This is a genomic window from Streptomyces sp. NPDC006393 (assembly GCF_040628575.1).
GTDB lineage: Bacteria > Actinomycetota > Actinomycetes > Streptomycetales > Streptomycetaceae > Streptomyces.
Genome location: NZ_JBEXZD010000159.1, coordinates 1 through 13,898, shown reverse-complemented (window position 1 = coordinate 13,898; position 13,898 = coordinate 1). Strand labels below are relative to the sequence as shown.

Genomic DNA, 13,898 nt, shown 5'->3' with positions numbered 1-13,898 from the left:
TACGCCGTCGGTGAGCATGAGGACGGTGGCGTCGGGGGGCAGAAGATAAGTGTCTGGAGTGCTGTCGTAGGTTTCGGGTAGTCCGGTGCCGAGCGGCAGATCGGGGGTGGTCGGCACCAGTTGTGTGACCTTTCCCGCGTGAAGAAGATATGGCGCAGGGTGGCCCAGGGAGAGCAGAGTGATCGTGCCGCCGTCAGGCGGGACCTCGACGAGCAGGGCTGTGGTGCAGCATTCGGCACCCTCTTCGTCGGCGTGGCAGTCCCGTTCGAGGGCGTGATCCAACCGTTGCGCGAGCACGCCAAGGTCGGGTGCGGCCTCGGCGGCCTCCCGGAATGTGCCCAGGACGGCGGAGACGGCGGGCACAGCCCCCATGCCTTTCCCGACGACGTCGCCCACGATGGCCCGCAAACCGAAGGGTGTCTCCTGCACCGCGTAGAGGTCACCACCGATCCTTGCTTCAGCCTGAGCGGGCTCGTACCGGGCGGCAACATCGAAGGACCCCACACGTTCGGGCGGCGAGGGCAGCACGGCCCGCTGTGTCGCCTCGGCGATGTCACGCGCCACGGTCAGGTGGCCTCGCTGCCGAGACATCAGGTGGCTGACCCACAGGCCGATGAGGCTGATCAGACCCACCACACCCAAGTCCACCAAAATCGCGGGGAGGGGGCGGCCCATCCATAGATCAATGGCAACACTGGCCACACAGGCCGCGGCAGCGACGCCGATACTTGCGCGGGTACGCAGGACGACGCACCCCACAAGGGGCGCAGCGGCCAGCAAGGGCAGACCCATGTATGGCTCGGGAGCGAACAGGTCGGCGCCCATCCCGCCAAGGATCAAGAACGCGGGGAGCAGACGGGCAACCTTCATGGCGTTGAGGTTCATGCTGGCGGCGGGGGTGGGCGGCATGAGACGTCACTTCTTCCAGGGGCGGGCGACGGTGATCCCGGCGGATCGGTCTGTATTTCCGGGAGGGGCGGCCTCTTCGGGAGGGGTACCGCAGGCACAGCTGCGTGGACATGGGTTACCAGGCTCCTGAGGAGAATGACGAAGGGCTTTCCCGCCTGGGAGCAAGCGGGCTGGCCGGTTGGTCGGCACTACTTCGGTCAGCAGTTTGGATCCGCCCGCCTTACACCGCTCCGATGCCTCGGATCTGGTCGTTCGTGTACTCAGTTACCGTGCCTACTGTCTGTTTCATGGAGATTTCTACGGTATAAAAATATTCTCTGCGTGTTCACGAAGTGTGATCTGATTTGCGCTTGGGATGATGCACCCGTCTGCTGGCGGGGCGGCAACTCGGCTGCTACTGCGTGCGGCGAATGGCGTGCCACGTCAGATGACCCACACCGCGGCAGGCCGGTGGCGGGCGAAGACCCCCTCGTCTCGCCAGGCGGCGTAGTAGGCGTAGACGGTGCCGTGGTTCGGGAAGTCGTGCGAAAGGTATTTCCAGGGGATTCTCATGCGGTTGACGTAGAGGATCGCGTCGAACGCATCGCACAGCTCCACCTTGACCGGTTGGCTGATGGGCCTGCGGTCGAGATACACCGCCGTCTTGCCCGCGATTGCGAGACCCTCACCGCCAGCTCCGAGGCCGTGATCCACATTTCCTCGATCGACAACCTCGCCAAGCGCAGGCCGCGCACGGAGTGCCTGCGGCACGCTGCGAGTGGGTGACGAACGAGAGGCGGCTGGTACGCCGCGGGCCGGACCCGAGGCCTTCGTCGCCGCCGTGACTGAAGCCGAGGGGAATCCTCGTCGGCGCATTGCATTCATCAAAAACCGGTCGCCACGGCAAGCTTTCACATATCTGAAACGTGATCGCCCCCGTTCGCACCGGGAAGGCCCCCTACCGTGGAAGCCCAGCCCACGCGGCCACCGTCGTCCTTAGGCAAGTCACATTCCGGCTGCGTACGACAGGAGCCCTGTGTCCCGGCTCGCCGCACCCCTCTGGCTCGCCCATGCCCTGCGCGTCCAGCGCGGTCCCATGCCCTGGGGCGCGGTGACACGTGGTGCGCTCGCCGCCGGGCCGTTGCTGCTCGCCGGCGTCGGTACGGGGCACACCGCGCTCGGTGTCCTCGCCGCCATCGCCGCGATGCTCGCGGGCATCAACGACCGGCTCGGCAGCCGCCGGGCCTCTGTCGAGCGGCTCGGGGTGCCCGCGCTCGCCGGGGCGCTGGGGCTGCTCGCGGGCACGTACGCGGGGCGGGGACTGGCCGCCGTACCGCTGACCGTGGTGCTCACCCTGCTGGGGTTGGCCGCCGGTGGCATCAGCGCGGTCGGGGCCGTCGCCTCCGCCGCGGGAACGCAACTGCTCGTCGGCGCCGCGATCGGCGCCGGGATGCCGGCGGCCGAGAGCGGCTGGCAGCGGGCGCTCGCCTTTCTCGCCGGGGCCGGCTGGCTGCTCGTGCTGCGGTTCGCCCTGCCCACGCCCGGTTCGCTCGCCGGGGACTTCCGCTTCGGCGGGGAGCGGGCGGCAGTCGCTGAGGTGTACGACGCCGTCGCGGCGCTCCTCGACGCTGTGGGCGGTGAACGGGCCACGGCCCGGCGGGCCGCGCTCACCGCCGCCCTCGACCATGCCCAGGACGTCTTCGCCGGACCCCGGCTGCGCCGGTACGTCGGCTCCGCCACCGAGCGCCGGCTGCACGCGCAGTTCGCGGCCGCACTACCCCTCGCCGAGGCCGCCACCGCCCTGCTCTGGTCGGAGGAGCCGGTCTCGGCGCGGACCGCGGAAGGGCCCCGGCGGCTCGCCGCCGCCGTCCGCGGCAACACCAGCCCCGGACCCCTGCCCGCCCCCCACCGGTCGGCCCCCGCCCTGCGTGCTCTCGATGACGCCCTGCTGCACGCGGCCGAGGCCTTCGACCGGGGTGAGAGCGCCGACCGAGGGCTGGTCGGGCGCCGGCGGGGTATCGGGAGCGCCTTGCACGCCGCGCTCGGCACCGGCGGCCGCGAGTACGGGCTGCGAGTCTCCGTTTGCTTCGGGGCTGCCGCCGCCATCGCCCAGGCGCTGCACCACACCCGCTGGTACGGACAGCACCAGCACTGGTACTGGCTGCCCGCCACCACCGTCTTCCTCGTCAAGCCCGACCTCGGGCCGCTCGCTTCCCGGGTACTGTGCCGGGCCGCCGGCACCGTGCTGGGCGCCCTGGTGTTCGCCGGGCTCGCCGCGCTGCTGCCCCGGCCTGCCGGGCTGATTGCACTGGTCGCGGTCTGCGGGGCGCTCCTCCCCGTCGCCACCCGGCACTTCGCCGCGCAGACCGCCGTCGTCACCGTCCTCGTCCTCGCTCTGGTCATGGCCGGCGGTGAGCCGCAGGCCTCCGTCAGCCGGATCGGCGAGACCCTGCTGGCCTGCGCGCTCGTGCTGCTCGTCGGACATCTGCCGATGCCAGCACAGCGCGGCGGCCGCGTACGGGCGCGGCTCGCCGCGGCCGGGAGCACCGCACATGCCTATCTGGTGCACGTCCTCGGTGAGTCCGACGACCGCACCAAGCGGTGGGCGCTGCGCCGGGAGGCCTACCGCACCCTCGCCGAAGCCCGTACCGTCATCGCGCTCGCCGCGGCCGAACTGCCCGCCCTCGCCCGGCACACCGCGGGCACGGACGCCGTCGCGGACGCCCTGGAACGACTTGTCGACACCACCACAGCCTGCGCCGTCCACCTCGACGACACGGGCCGGCTCACAGCCCGGCACATCAGACAACTCTGGGCCGCCCTGGACGAGCTGAAGGATCTCTTCCAGGTCCTGATGGCCACCCGGCTGCTGAACGCCGCGAAACGGAAGACGGAGAAGGAGCGGCTGTCGATGCTGCCGCAGCTGGAGAAGGCATCGCGCACGCTCGCGCAGGCGGCGAAGGTGCTGTTCGAGGAGCTGGAGCTGGTCGAGGAGCAGGAGGCGGACCTGGACGTGGCCGCGCTGTGGGCGGCGGTGGAGGAGGTCGCCCCGCGCGCCGCCGTGATGAGCGCGGCGGCCACCGTGGTGACCCTGGTGCCCGAGGACGAGAACACGGCCGACGTCGCGATGCGGGCCGCGCTGGCGACCCGGTACGCCACGGTCCGCCCGTTCCTCGCGCTGCTGGGCGAGTCGAAGGCGCTCGACGCGGCGAGCGCGGGCAAGCGGGTCCTGGCCGGGGTGCGCGGGCTTCCGGCGCTGGCGCGGCGGAAGGTCGGGGTGAAGCCGCTGCTGCCGCGCGAGGTGGACGACAAGCTCGTGCCGCCGGCTTGGCGCAAGGCGGTGTACGCCAACCCCGATCTGCCACAGGGCGCGGTGGATCGGGACGCCTACGTGGTGTGTGTGCTGGAGCAGCTGCACCGGGCTCTGAACAACCGCGACGTGTTCGCCTCGCCCTCGCACCGCTGGTCCAACCCGCGCGCCCGCCTCCTGGAGGGCCCGGACTGGAACGCGGTCGAGGAGGACGTCCTGGCGGCCCTGAGCCTGGACATGCCCGTCACCGAGCACCTGGCGGAGCTGGTGCGGGGCTTGGACGCCGGATGGAAGCAGCTCGCCGAACGCCTCACGGAGGCCGGGCCGGCGGCGAAGGTGTCCATCGAGGTGCAGGACGACGGCCGGGTGAAGCTGAACGTCGACAAGCTCGGCGCGCTCGGCGAGCCCAAGTCGCTGACCTGGCTACGCAAGCGGGTCGAGAAGATGCTCCCGAAGATCGACCTGCCGGACCTGCTGTTCGAGGTGAACGCCTGGACCGGGTTCCTCGATGCCTTCGTACACCTCGGCGACGGCACGACCCGGATGAAGGACCTGCCCACGTCCATGGTCGCGCTGTTGGTTTCCGAGGCGTGCAACATCGGCCTGACCCCGGTGGTCAATCCCGGCTACGAGGCCCTGACCCGGGCCCGGCTCGTGCACGTCGACCAGTACTATCTGCGCGCCGACACCATCGCCGCGGCGAACGCAGCTCTTATCGCTGCCCAGGCCGGCATCCCGATCGTGCAGTTCTGGGGGGAGGGGCTGCTCGCCTCCGTGGACGGGCTGCGCTTCCAGGTGCCGGTGCGCACCATCAACGCCGCCCCGTCGCCGAAGTACTTCGGGTTCAAGCGGGGCATCATCTGGCTCAACGCCGTCAACGACCAGGTCGCGGGCATCGGGCAGATGGTGGTGCCCGGCACGCCGCGCGACTCCCTGCACATCCTGGACGCGCTGCTGAACCTCGACGGCGGCGTGAAGCCGGAGATGGTGGCGACCGACAACGCCTCGTACTCCGACATGGTGTTCGGCCTGTTCAAGATCCTCGGCTACAACTTCAGCCCCCGCTTCCGCGACCTGGACGACCAGCGGTTCTGGCGGGCCACCATGCCCGGCGTCGAGACCGGTACGTACGGCCCGGTGGAGGACCTGGCCCGCAACCGGGTCAACCTGAACAAGGTGATCACGCACTGGCCCGACATGCTGAAGGTCGCCGGTTCCCTGGTCACCAACCAGGTCCGCGCCTACGACCTGCTGCGCATGTCCGGCCGCGACGGCCGCCCGACGCCGCTGGGGGCGGCGTTCGCCGAGTACGGGCGGGTCGCGAAGACCGAGCACCTGCTGCGCGTGGTCGACCCGGTGGACGACACCTACCGGCGCCAGATGAACCGGCAGCTCACCGTGCAGGAGTCCCGCCACAAGCTCGCCCGGGACGTGTGCCACGGCAAGCGCGGCACCATCCACCAGGCGTACCGGGACGGCATGGAGGACCAGCTCGGCGCGCTCGGCCTGGTCCTCAACGCCATCGTGCTGTGGACGACGAAGTACATCGACGCCGCAGTCGAGGCGCTCCGCGCCGAGGGCCACGAGATCCGCGACGAGGACATCGCCCGGCTGTCCCCGCTCAAGCACAGCAACCTGAACCTACTCGGCCGCTACAGCTTTACGGCCTCGATCCCGGCCGCCGGCGCCCTGCGCCCGCTGCGCGATCCGGACGCGGTCGAGCTGGACGAGAACGACGACGGCATACCGGAGTAGGTGTGAGCAGATGTGGCCGCTGCGGTTGCACGGCTGGAGGGCAGCGTGCGCGGGAGCCCGCTAGGCGGGTCAGGGCACGCTCCGGCCCCGGTTTCCGGTGTCGTCGCGGGCCGGTGCGGCTGCGAGCCAGGAGGCGAGGATGCGGAGCTTTTCGTGGGTGGGTGAGCCGGGTGCGGTTGACCACATGGTCAGGTACTGGTCAGGGTCGCCCGCCCAGTGGAAGCTGTCCCAGTCGACGGTGAGGTCGCCGAGGTCGGGGTGGCGGATGGTCTTGGTGCCGAACTTCGGCTGGGCGACGTTTCGGGCCGCCCACCAGCGGCGGAACTGCGAGCTGACTACTGACATCTCTCCCACGAGCGAGGTCAGCTGCGGATCGGTGGGATTGGCGGCGGCCTGCATGCGCAGCAGTGCGACGCCGTCGCGGGCCATGGCCTCCCAGTCGGGGTAGTAGTCCTTCATCCGGGGGTCGGTGAACAGCATCCGGATGTGGTTGCGCTCCTTGGGGGGCTTCTTGTCGATGTGGAGCAGTAGGGCGGCGGCGAGCGGGTTCCAGGCGAGGATGTCGAGGTACTTGCCCACTACGAACGCCGGTGTGTCGGTCAGCTGGTCCAGGAGGCGTTGGAGCTGCGGGCGTACTGCTGTCGTACGGTTCCTGGGCGGGGTGCGGCGTTCGGCCTGCCGGGCGAGGCTTTCGGCGTAGGTGCGCTGGTCGGGGGTGAGGCGCAGAGCGTCGGAGAGGGCTTCGAGGACCGGTTCGGACGGAGCGAGGCGTCCTTGCTCGATGCGGGCGTAGTAGTCCTGGCTGATCGCCACCAGCGCCGCGACCTCTTCGCGCCGCAATCCGGATACGCGGCGGGATCCCGGGTCTCCCGGGTCCAGCCCCAGGTCGGCGGGGTTGAGTTCGCTGCGGCGTGCCTTCAGGAACTGGCCGAGTTCTTCGAGGTGCGGGTTCTTCGCGCTCACGTCTCTCACAGCCTTCGGCTGTGTCCCAGGACCAGCGGTCCTGGGACACAGCGTCTCGCGGGGTCAGGTGTGGGGGCCGGGGGTCAGGCCGGCTGCCTCTCGGTGAGGTGGGTGCGGAAGAAGCGGGTTACGTGCGCGATGGCGTTGTCGATCTGCTTCGGCGAGTCGTAGTAGTCGAAGTGGTTCCCGTCGGACCAGACGAGCTCCTTGGGGCCCTGGACAGCCTCGTGGAGCTTCTTGGCGTTCTCGGGCAGGGCGCTGCCGTCGGAGTGGACGACGATCGTCGGAATGGTGACGGACGGGGCCTGGCCCAGCGCGTCAAGGGTGAGCCAGGTCGTCCACGACGAGACGTCCAGCTCGTTCCGGTACTGCGCAACGTTGCCGCGCGAGGTGTTGGTGTAGTAGTCGTAGGCGCCCTGGACGGGGGCGTAGTTCGCCGCGTCCTTGTCGGTCTCGCTGTAGACCGTGATGAGGGTCGCCTCGCCGCTCTCCTCGTACTTCTTCCGGGCCGCGGCGGCCTGCTTGCGGCGCGCGGCCAGACCGTCCTCGCCGTAGGTGCTGGCGAACACGTCCGGGTCGGCGAGGAACCCGGCGATCGTCGCCAGACCCTTGACGCGCGGGTCCTGCGCGGCGAGGTAGACCCCATTGCTGGCCGACGTGCACACCCCGACCATGCCGACGCCCTCCACGTAGGGGAGCCCGGTCAGGAACGTGACCGCCGCCTTCAGGTCGCTGAGCTTCTCGGCCGGCGACTCGTACTGACGCGGCTGGCCCTCGCTCTCACCGTAGTGGGCGTAGTCGAAGCTCAGGGCGACGAAGCCCTGCTCGGAGAACCTCTCCGCGTAGGTCCCTGCCATCTGCTCCTTGACCGACGTGAACGACCCCTGCACGATCACGGCCGGGTAGCGGCGGTTCTCATCGAAGCCGTCCGGGGTGAACAGGTTGCCCACCAGGGTCATACCGTCCCGGCCAAAGCTGATCTTGCGCTGCACTCTGTACTCCTCTGTCGATACTTCGACAGTGCCTGCGGCGCGGCTGGTCCACAATGGGAAGAATCTTTCCTAGGTACCCCACACGTCGCGTGACCCCGAGGCTAGCCACTCCTGTCGTCAAACGATCGTTTGATGACAGGTGCGGCGGCTGTCCAATGAACCCGGACATTCCGAGACACCTGGGCGGCGTCGATCCAATCAGATCCGTTGGTGATTGATGACAGGGTTTGACGACAGATAGGGTCCGTTCCACCGCGCGGAAGGGGCCCGATGGCGAACCTGGTCTACAAGCGGGTCTCGACCGACCAGCAGTCGACCGCCCGACAGAACCCCGTCCTGGACGAGGCCGGCATCGAGGACCCGGTCGTCTTCGAGGAGGACCCGGGCACCTCCAGCCGGCTCCACCCCCTCCAGCGGCCGAAGTTCCGCGCGCTCCTCGACTACGCGCGGCCAGGCGACACCGTGCACATCTCCGAGATGTTCCGCCTCGTCCGCGGCACCGGTCACATCCTCGACGTGCTCGACGTCCTCCACCGCGACCGCCTCGCCCTGCGCATCCACGACGGCGCGTTCTCCGCGATGGACCTCACCGCCCGCCACCCGCGCACCGGCGAGCTGCTGTCAACCGTGAAGTTCATGGTGCAGACCCTCGCCGCCGCCGGCGAACTCCAACGCGACCTCCAACGCGAACTGACCTACGACGGACTGCGCGCCGCCGAAGCCAAGGGCAGCAAGGGCGGACGCCGCCCCGCCGTGCCGGCCGACAAGACCGACGACGTGCGCACCGCCTACCTGGAAGGCCGCTCGATCGCCGCGCTCGCCCGCGACCACGACGTCAGCCGCGGCGCCATCCGCACGGCCGTCGCCGACCTCCTGCCCGAGCACACCGCCACCGAGGAGGACATCCCGGCCCCCGAGCTGCCGGTGGCCCTCGACATGCCGGGCAAGGTCGCCGACTTCCTCCGCACCACCGAGCTGGACCCCGCCGAGCGGGCCGCCCTCGACCAGGGGGTGACCGTACGGCGCAGCCAGGGCTACACCCTGCGCGTCACCGCCGCACCCTCCGTGCACCGCCAGTTCCTCGCCCGCTGCCGGCCGCTCGACGGCGGTCAGGGCCTCCCCGCAGTCCCGGCCCAACGCAAGGCCCGCCGCGAGTACGAGAACCGTGTCAGCACCCTCACACCCTGAACAAGATCGTTCTCACCGATAACCGCTGTACCGATGTTCCCCGAGGCCGAGAGAGGCCGCGACGCTCAGGCTCCTGTGCCGAAGCACGATAGGTGGCACCGACGGCGGTTACTGACGTGCGGTTTCGATCGTGCAAGGCACGGTTGGCTTTGATCACGAGTCACTTCTCGTGAACGAAGCCAACCGTTCACGCAGGGTGAAGTGCTACTTCGAGACCGCGGCCTGTACGTCGCTGAGGATCCGCCGGGCAAGGTCGCCGTAGTCATCGGCGTTGTCGGTGTCGCTCCACTGCTCGTAGGCGACCTTCAGCGCGAGGGCAGCCAGTTCAGCGACCGCTCGGGCAACAAGCGCAGAGGCCCCGCGATCCGATAGGGCCTGGGCTATGGACCCGGTGAGGCTCAGACCCTTCAGAGCCTCGCGTTCCTGCAGATCCGGATGGGCCTCGATGGCAGTGCGCCGCCGTGCGCTGAAGGCCCGGTGGGCCGGAGTGAAAACACTCTGCCCGAGAGCCTCGATACCGCGCCCGACCGCTTCCAGCGGGGTGGCCTCCGGGGGTGCCTCTGAGATCGCCGCGACCAGCGGCCCGGTGACCGCGTCCTCACCGAAGAGCACCGCCCGCTTGTTCTCAAAGTGCCGGAAGAAGGTGCTCTTGGCCAGTCCCGCGCGCTGCGCGATGTCGAGCACGGTCGTGTTGTCGTAACCGCGCTCCGCGAACAGGTCCAGGGCCGCGTCGGCTAGGCGTTGTGATGCGTTGGGTTGCCAGCGAGCCATACACACAGCTTACGGGACTTAGTCTCATCCTCCTTGTGTACAGTGATAGGACAAAGTCCCATCACTTATGTGGAGCTATATCGTGAGCCGAGCCGTTATCTACGACACGTTCGGAGGGCCGGAGGTACTGGACCTGCGGGAGGTGCCGGAGCCGCACGTGGGATCAGGGAAAGTGCGCGTCCGCGTGGCAGTGGTCGGCCTCAACCCCATGGACTGGGTCCTGTCCTCGGTGCCTGAGGTTGCGCAGCAGTTCGGCATCAGCCTGCCGTCCGGCTTCGCCACGGACTTCGCCGGCACCGTGGACGAGGTCGGCGAGGGCGTCTCCGGCTTCGCCGTGGGCGACCGCGTCTATGGCGCCGTGACGGGCCGGGCCGCCGCCGACTTCGTGGTGGTCGACCCCGCCGGCGCGGACACGCTCCAGCACACTCCCGCGGAGATCAGCGATGAGGTGGCCGCCACCCTCGCGGTGGCAGGGATGACAGCCTCAGCCGCGTTGGCAGCGGCCGGCGTGAAAGCAGGGGACACCGTCCTGATCGGCGGCGCGGCCGGCGGCGTCGGCGTGTTCGCCGCCCAGCTCGCCAAGCTCGCCGGCGCCCGGGTGATCGGAACCGCCTCCGAAGGCACCTTCGACTTCCTGCGGCGGTTCGGCGTCGACCCCGTCACCTACGGCCCCGGCCTCAAGGACCGTGTAGGCGCCATCGCCCCCGAGGGCATCAGCGCGGCCGCCGACCTGTTCGGCACGGAAGCAGCCGAAGCAGCGCTCGCCCTCGGCGTCCCCGCAAACCGGATCTCCACGATCGCGGCCCCCAACCCGCCCGAGGGCGTACAGGCCACCGGCGGCGTCAACGCCCACCCGGAGGACCTGAAGCGGATCACCGACGTCATCGTCGCCGGAGACCTCACCGTGCCGATCGCCGCCACCTTCCCCATCGAGCAGATCCGGGACGCCGTACAGCTGCAGTCAGGGCGCGGCGTCCACGGAAAGATCGTCGTCACGCTCTGAAAGCACTACCGCGCAGGCCTGAAGTGCGGGCCTCCAGAACCCGGGCGCAGCGCCCATCCCCCTCAAGCGTTAGGAACCAAGGTCATGCCAGCAAAGACAGCGATGATCACCGGCGGAACCAGCGGCATCGGAAAGGCCACAGCAGAACTGCTGCACGCACGTGGCTACAGCGTCATGGTCACCGGGCGGGAAACCACGTCCAACACCGGCCTGCCCAAGGACGTCCTTGTCGTCCAAGCCGATGCAGGTTCCCTCAGCGACCTCGACCACGCGATCGAGCAGGCACGTAAGCACCTCGGCTTCCTTGATCTGCTCTATCTCAACGCGGGCATCTCCCGGCCCGGGTCGATCTCCGCTACCGACGAGACCGCTTTCAACGCGCTCTTCGACATCAACGTCAAGGGAACCTTCTTCACCCTGCAAAAGGCCCTGCCGCTCCTGAGTGACGGCTCCTCGGTCGTGTTCACCGTGGGCGCCGGCGAAGGCGCCGACCCCGCCCAGGCCGCCGCCAAGGGAGCCCTGCTGCCGATGATGCGCTCCGCAGCCATGGAACTCGCACCTCGCGGGATTCGCGTCAACGCCGTCAGCCCCGGCATGATCGACACCCCGGCGTACAGCAAGATGGGCATCACCCGCGAGCAACTCGACGAATGGGCGGCCACGACGGTGCCACTTGCCCGTGTGGGCACCCCCGCCGACATCGCCGAAGCGGTGGCCTTCCTCGCCTCCGATGCGGCAACGTACATCACCGGGGACAACCTCATCGTCTCCGGCGGTATCGGTGTCCACAAACGCCCCCTGTGACCGAGAACGACCCTGCCAGGGTGTGGTGATCCGCTGCGGTCGTCGGTGTCGGCTGCGGCGGTGTGGCGCACGCGCGGACGCGATGTCCCGCCTTACGCTCCCGGGCACTACGCAACCGGCCCTTCGCAAGCTCGAGCCTGAGGCGCAAGCCGACGGCAACCAGAGAAGTGCCGAGTGCCAGCCAGGGTTTAGTGGGTCTTGCCGAGCGTCACGGCGCTCATCGGCAGTCCGGCGATGAGCGCGTACGTCATGAGGGAGATGGCGACCCGGGCTGACTGGTAGGCCCGCATGTTCAAGGGTCGCGTATTCGCCGTAGCCGTAGGCCGATCGTCACCCTGTGTCGGTGCACACGCTTGGGATAGCTGTCCGACGGCCCCGACCAGAGGTCCGGGGCCGTCGGACAGCTGACCTTCTCAGTTGGTGCCCGCGCCCCAGATCTGGGCCTGGTTGACGACCGAGAGTGGTTCGGATCGCTGGTCGATCTTGTTGGACGAAGCATCCACGGAGGTGAGAGTCCCGGACCGCTGATCGAGCATCATCAGGTTCTCGCCTGCCCAGGCGACAGCGAACGTCTGTTCCAGATCGCTGGAGTCGGTAGGCGACAATGCATCGAGTTCACGGCACTTGCCGTCGTCCAGATCAAGGACTGCCAGACGGTCGGAGTCAAGGACGCTTGCGTACCAGCGCCCGCCCGGATCGACCGTACCCACGCCCACGGTGTCGCCGCCCTTGCAAGGGGGAAGGGCCTTGCTCTTGCGCTTTCCCACGTCGTAGGAGCGTGTGCATTTTCCCGTGCTGCACGCGTCGTCACGCCAGATCACGCGGTTGTCAGCAGAGGCGACCACACTGGCATTGGTGGCGATAGTCGTCACAGCCGCATCCACCCGGGCGTTGAGGACGACGATGTCGGTCACCGCTCGCGCTCCTGATCCGGTTCCGCCCGTGTCACCCGTGGTGCGCTCGGCAAGCAGACCCGCAGGCGTGTCAGCGACCGGACGCATACCGCACGGGAGCGTCAGTTTCGTACGGGATGGGTGTCCGGAGGTCTCGTACCTGCTGACGGTGTAGCGGGTCGAGACCGACTGCGGCAGCGTTTGGCCGACGCATGCGGTGTCCGCTGCCTCTTCCGTGACGGCCCACAACTGCTTGCCGTCGGCGCTGGGGAACCAGGCACTGGCTTGGCCGAGGAGGACCGCTCGCCCGGGGGTGCGCGGCTCTACGGCGACAACTCCGCCATCGCGTATGCCGACGACTACTCCCGAGGCAAGCTGTCGTGGGCTGCCCAAACGATAGGCGTCTGCATTTTCAGCTCCGGCCGGCCGCTGCCCGACGATCCGGGGGCGAGCGTTCAGGTCCTTCAGGACGGCCACCTCACCACCCAGGTCGACCACAACGTCGCGAGGCGGAGAGGACTGGCTGTCGCCGCTCCCGCCAGGTCCGCAAGCGGCAACCAACACCGCGAGGACACCCACACCGACCAGAGCACCACGTCGACGCGGCGGGTCAACAGCGGTGTAAGTCAACTTCCGGACCATCGGGCTTCCCCCAGCATCGTCAGAGGTTCCGCAGGTCCGGGGCGAGCGGTCACCTCGCCCCGGCTCCCGCAGCGTTACGGCTTAGGCGTGCACGCGCTCTTGGCCGTGCACTCGGAGAAGAAGGGGTAGGCAGTGATTCCGCCCAGAGTTCCCATGTTACCGAGGAAGCGCGCGCCGCAGCTGGCTGTGTCCTGGTACTTCTCGATGGTGAACTTCCGACGCTCGATCTTCGGTGTGGTGTATCCGTAGCTCTTGCCCGGAACGTTCAGGGTGTTCGAGACCGTCTTGCCGCTAGTTGTTGCCTTGGTGATGTCGTACTTGGTCTTGGACTCCACCTGCCCGACTCCGAAGTCCAGGCTGCCCCCCAGATCGAAGCTCCAGGTTGTCTGCTTCGACTTGGTGGTGGTCAGGTCGTAGCGCAGGATGGCCGAGGTCGAACTCGCGTTGTACTTCCCGGCGGTGCTGCCGATCGCTTCGTAAGAAGCGCCCGATGACACCACCTTGTACCAGACGTCCGGCGGGCAGCCCTGCGGAGCGGCCTCGCTCGCGGCCGCAGACGGCGCGAGCAGCAGCCCCGCCCCCAAGGTCATGGCTAGCGTGTCCGGGTCCGCGAGATCGATGACAACGAGGGGCAGCGGCTGCTGCGGATCATCCGCCGGGGCACCGGGTCGGTGGTGACCTGGCGGCGG

At 68.8% G+C, this 13,898-nt stretch carries 9 protein-coding genes and 2 pseudogenes; 5 read left to right on the top strand and 6 right to left on the bottom strand.

Features of this window, described 5'->3' with window-relative positions; translation table 11 throughout:
* Positions 1 to 909 (bottom strand): PP2C family protein-serine/threonine phosphatase (locus ABZ484_RS36435; RefSeq protein WP_358870248.1); only part of this gene is annotated, 909 nt, incomplete at its 3' end.
* 453 nt (positions 910 to 1,362) lie between these two features.
* Positions 1,363 to 1,539, bottom strand: a pseudogene (locus tag ABZ484_RS36430) (transposase); the annotation flags it as partial.
* A gap of 385 nt (positions 1,540 to 1,924) precedes the next feature.
* Between ABZ484_RS36430 and ABZ484_RS36425 the strand changes: the two are divergent.
* Complete coding sequence (locus tag ABZ484_RS36425; protein WP_358870247.1) at positions 1,925 to 5,953, top strand: Tn3 family transposase; 4,029 nt, start codon at positions 1,925 to 1,927, stop codon at positions 5,951 to 5,953.
* 69 nt (positions 5,954 to 6,022) lie between these two features.
* On the opposite strand, the gene ABZ484_RS36420 is transcribed toward ABZ484_RS36425, so the two are convergent.
* The gene (locus tag ABZ484_RS36420) at positions 6,023 to 6,916 is read right to left on the bottom strand and encodes a helix-turn-helix transcriptional regulator (RefSeq protein ID WP_358870246.1); all 894 of its coding nucleotides are present in this window, start codon (positions 6,914 to 6,916) and stop codon (positions 6,023 to 6,025) included.
* Between the two features lie 83 nt (positions 6,917 to 6,999).
* Positions 7,000 to 7,908, bottom strand: coding sequence for an alpha/beta hydrolase (locus tag ABZ484_RS36415; RefSeq protein ID WP_358870245.1), 909 nt, complete (start codon positions 7,906 to 7,908; stop codon positions 7,000 to 7,002).
* A gap of 270 nt (positions 7,909 to 8,178) precedes the next feature.
* Here ABZ484_RS36415 and ABZ484_RS36410 point away from each other — a divergent pair, with 270 nt between their 5' ends.
* Positions 8,179 to 9,096, top strand: coding sequence for a recombinase family protein (locus ABZ484_RS36410; protein ID WP_358870244.1), 918 nt, complete (start codon positions 8,179 to 8,181; stop codon positions 9,094 to 9,096).
* Between the two features lie 204 nt (positions 9,097 to 9,300).
* Here the strand turns inward: ABZ484_RS36410 and ABZ484_RS36405 are convergent, their stop codons facing one another.
* Entirely contained in the window at positions 9,301 to 9,867 is a 567-nt protein-coding gene (locus ABZ484_RS36405; RefSeq protein WP_358870243.1) for a helix-turn-helix domain-containing protein, read from the bottom strand.
* An 82-nt stretch (positions 9,868 to 9,949) separates the two neighbouring features.
* On the opposite strand from ABZ484_RS36405, the gene ABZ484_RS36400 reads away from it, so the two are divergent.
* Together ABZ484_RS36400 and ABZ484_RS36395 are read left to right on the top strand one after the other, a co-directional pair.
* Positions 9,950 to 10,870, top strand: a complete 921-nt coding sequence (locus ABZ484_RS36400) for an NADP-dependent oxidoreductase (RefSeq protein WP_358870242.1) — start codon at positions 9,950 to 9,952, stop codon at positions 10,868 to 10,870.
* Between the two features lie 102 nt (positions 10,871 to 10,972).
* On the top strand, positions 10,973 to 11,674 hold the full coding sequence (locus ABZ484_RS36395) for an SDR family oxidoreductase (protein WP_358870241.1): 702 nt from the start codon (positions 10,973 to 10,975) through the stop codon (positions 11,672 to 11,674).
* 413 nt (positions 11,675 to 12,087) lie between these two features.
* Here ABZ484_RS36395 and ABZ484_RS36390 read toward each other — a convergent pair whose 3' ends face one another.
* Positions 12,088 to 12,588, bottom strand: a complete 501-nt coding sequence (locus ABZ484_RS36390) for a hypothetical protein (RefSeq protein ID WP_358870240.1) — start codon at positions 12,586 to 12,588, stop codon at positions 12,088 to 12,090.
* A 1,235-nt stretch (positions 12,589 to 13,823) separates the two neighbouring features.
* Here ABZ484_RS36390 and ABZ484_RS36385 point away from each other — a divergent pair.
* Positions 13,824 to 13,898, top strand: a pseudogene (locus ABZ484_RS36385) (helix-turn-helix domain-containing protein); the annotation flags it as partial.

Excerpts from the sequence above, each read along its gene's own strand:
- ABZ484_RS36410 (WP_358870244.1), top strand. The coding sequence starts at position 8,179 with ATGGCGAACCTGGTCTACAAGCGGGTCTCGACCGACCAGCAGTCGACC.
- ABZ484_RS36395 (WP_358870241.1), top strand. The coding sequence starts at position 10,973 with ATGATCACCGGCGGAACCAGCGGCATCGGAAAGGCCACAGCAGAACTG.
- ABZ484_RS36405 (WP_358870243.1), bottom strand. The coding sequence starts at position 9,867 with ATGGCTCGCTGGCAACCCAACGCATCACAACGCCTAGCCGACGCGGCC.